We start from the raw sequence: 3,030 nt of genomic DNA, 5'->3' as shown, positions 1-3,030 counted from the left end.
TTTAAGGTACGTCGATTTGAAAATCTTCTCTATGTTACTTCTGTACAAAATGAAAAAAAAATAACTGTAGGCTCCGTTATTTCTGCTTTAGATGGTATCCCTATCATGGAGTTGAGAGAGCGGTATCGCCGTAATTTAAACGAAAATCATCCTGAGAGGGAAAACTGGAATCCAATCCTCCTCAAACACGAAAATTGCACAATAGTAAATGATGATAAAACAATAAGCTTATTGACGATGGGGGATTTCGATAAGGTACCATCACCTCCTACATATACAATCGAAAAGATGGTGGAAGGCCCTATTCTTGTCACGCTGACTGATTTCCAAGATCCCGACACGATTTCTACACTTATTCGTGACAATGCAACGCTGCTCAATTCCGCAGAATCTTTACTAGTCGATGTTAGAATAAATGCCGGGGGAACCGACTCTAGTTTTACTGAGCTGTTACCGTATATTTTTCCGTTAGAGGAAAAGGATTTGTTTGATCAGGCGAAGCATACGATGCTGTACAATTGCACAGAAAGGACATGCAATCTGCAGATACAAATGATTGACGAGTCACTAGAAACAATAAAAGATGAAAATACGAGGGAAATGCTAAGAATTTTTAAGAGTTTCTTTGAAAAGAATTATGGAAAAGGATTTGTAAACTATAATGAAGGTGAAAATAATTCTTTCATCATAAAAGGGAAAGCGTCACCGAAGAAAGTAGTCGTACTATCAGATATTTATTGTGGTAGCTCAGGGGATTCATTTGTTGAAGCGTGCAAGTTATCCAATAAAGTAACTGTTGTGGGACGATCTACTGCTGGATTGAATGATTATACAAACTTAACCATTATGAAATGGGAAGAAGGTTTTGAGCTTTGGTATCCCACTTCGAAACTGGGACGTGTAGATGATGGAAATGGGATGTCAGGTATCGGAATTGAACCGGATATTTATATTCAATGGACACCTCAGCATATCCACGAAGACATCGATATGAAGAAAGCCCTCGAGTTGATTAATATTTCTGTGGAAATCTGAAATTTCTCAAGCCGAATTTTAACTAACGGGGCTTTGCTTGAAGATGGTTGAGCTGCTAAGACGGCTCTTTTTTTCTTCAACTAACGGGGCAGGTTAGTGGAATAAAAAGTGATTTAATCCATTATTATCTGTATTATGTTAAATGCATAAATCAGTTGTACAGGGATAATAAAGTGGTTTAATTTGCAATTATTTTGCGGTAATGAAATTAAATATTAATTAAAGGAAATATCTTCTTGACAGTCGAATATTAGCCTAGAACCATAATTAACTATTCCGATGAGGAGGACTCTTGTGCGCCCACGACCATTATTTATTGAAAATCCAGAGCATGATAGGTATGTTAGTCTTGTGCCAGATGGAGATATTGAAGAAATACTTAGTAAGCAACGAACTAAGACCATTACCCTTTTAAGCAGCGTATCAGAGGAGTCAGCAAGGAAGGCGTACGCACCAGGGAAATGGACTTTAAAAGAAGTGATTGGGCATATGACCGACTCGGAACGTGTGATGTCGTATCGAATGCTTGCCATTGCACGAAATGAAAGTGCACCACTCCCAGCAATGGATCAGGATCAATACGTTTCTGCGGCACACTTTAACAAATTATCCTGGGAGCAGTTACTAGCTGGTTTAGACACGGTACGTTCCAACACGTTAAGCCTTATTTCAACCATTGATGATGCAGCGTGGGTTCGTAATGGAACTGTAATGAACAGCCCAGTTTCGATAGGTACCATTGCATATGGCATTGCCGGGCACGAGTTACACCATATGAAAGTGATTAGTGATAAATACTTATAAGTCTTTTTCTATTAATGAAAAAACCTAATTTCTCATTTAATGCTGAGAAATTAGGTTTTTTAATATTGAAACTTCCTTAACGTTGTAATTCCGCATTTTCCTGACGCTACTGTACAGGGATAATAAAGTTGTTTAATTTACAATAAAGTCATTAAACAATAATAATGTTGTTTAAAAATCCTTATGTCACTAACGCAGCAGTTTAGTTGAAGAAGGATCTGTCATGTGTAAGGAGAAATATTATTTAAAAGGGTGAAAAGGTATTGACGTGATGGGTTCAATAAATTTAATTATTGATGAATTTAAAGATTTAAAGTCTGTATTACAAGAACATATCGAATTTAATGAAGAGCTATTACCGCATGTATACTTTGGCGAGTGCACTGGAATTTTTATAAATTATATAAGTGAGGATAACCCCCAAGTATTGCAAAGTCTCTTCGGAGTATTTGAAATAATGGCAACTCAAGGAAATGATGATGTTGTAAATATCTTGTGCGTAACTATTTTAGAAAGACTTGGTGACGATAGCAAGGTATTGAATAATGCACGAAAATATATGGGCAAAGAAACCAGAAAATTATCGGATGAGACAGAAAAAGGCTGGGGTAGATATTAAACTAACGGGTGCTTTAGTTAAACAAGACCATCATTTCGATGGTCTATTTTTACGTCCAAAACATCAAGTAGATTTCGGCCATCTATTGTGAAATGTTACACTTAAACTAACGGGGCAGTTTAGTACAATAATAAAGCAAGTAAAGCAGTAGAGAGAAGAAAATTAAAAGTTACTTATTGTGAGGGGAAAAATGGACGTAAACAAATACAAAAAATTGATGGTGGATTTTTTAGAAGAGAAGATGTCAGCAGACGAATTTCAAACACAATATTTTAAAGTGTTTAAAGAATCGGATGATGTAATGGGCAAACCCTTATTTGAAATTCTGAATGGGTTATTTGAATCAGCAGATTGTTACTGGCATGAGTGTCTTCCTGGACAAGAGACTCCATACGAAATATCAGAACAACAACTAAGAAAAGAAATAAATGAAGCATTAATTAAATTTAATAACCATTTACATAGTCGTTAGAGCTTATTCAACTAACGGAGCGGTTTAGTTGAATAAGGAATGACATAATTATTAATAATTTAAGAAAGGTAGGATAGTGGATTGATGAATATTCAAAAAT

The 3,030-nt window shown here is 35.8% G+C and carries 4 protein-coding genes; all 4 read left to right on the top strand.

The window, feature by feature from the left end; genetic code table 11:
* A partial coding sequence (locus AC1DSL_RS16780) for a S41 family peptidase (protein ID WP_477533077.1) occupies window positions 1–1,035 on the top strand: 1,035 nt, incomplete at its 5' end.
* Between the two features lie 294 nt (window positions 1,036–1,329).
* On the top strand, window positions 1,330–1,839 hold the full coding sequence (locus AC1DSL_RS16775; protein ID WP_477533076.1) for a DinB family protein: 510 nt from the start codon (window positions 1,330–1,332) through the stop codon (window positions 1,837–1,839).
* A 271-nt stretch (window positions 1,840–2,110) separates the two neighbouring features.
* A complete protein-coding gene (locus tag AC1DSL_RS16770) occupies window positions 2,111–2,458 on the top strand; it encodes a DUF7674 family protein (RefSeq protein ID WP_477533078.1) in 348 nt (115 codons plus the stop codon).
* Window positions 2,459–2,648: 190 nt separating this feature from the next.
* Complete coding sequence (locus AC1DSL_RS16765; RefSeq protein ID WP_477533075.1) at window positions 2,649–2,930, top strand: colicin immunity domain-containing protein; 282 nt, start codon at window positions 2,649–2,651, stop codon at window positions 2,928–2,930.
* The last annotated feature ends 100 nt before the right edge of the window (window positions 2,931–3,030 follow it).

The organism is Paenisporosarcina sp. P4_D4 (assembly GCF_056401835.1).
This window is presented reverse-complemented; position numbering and strand designations above follow the sequence as displayed.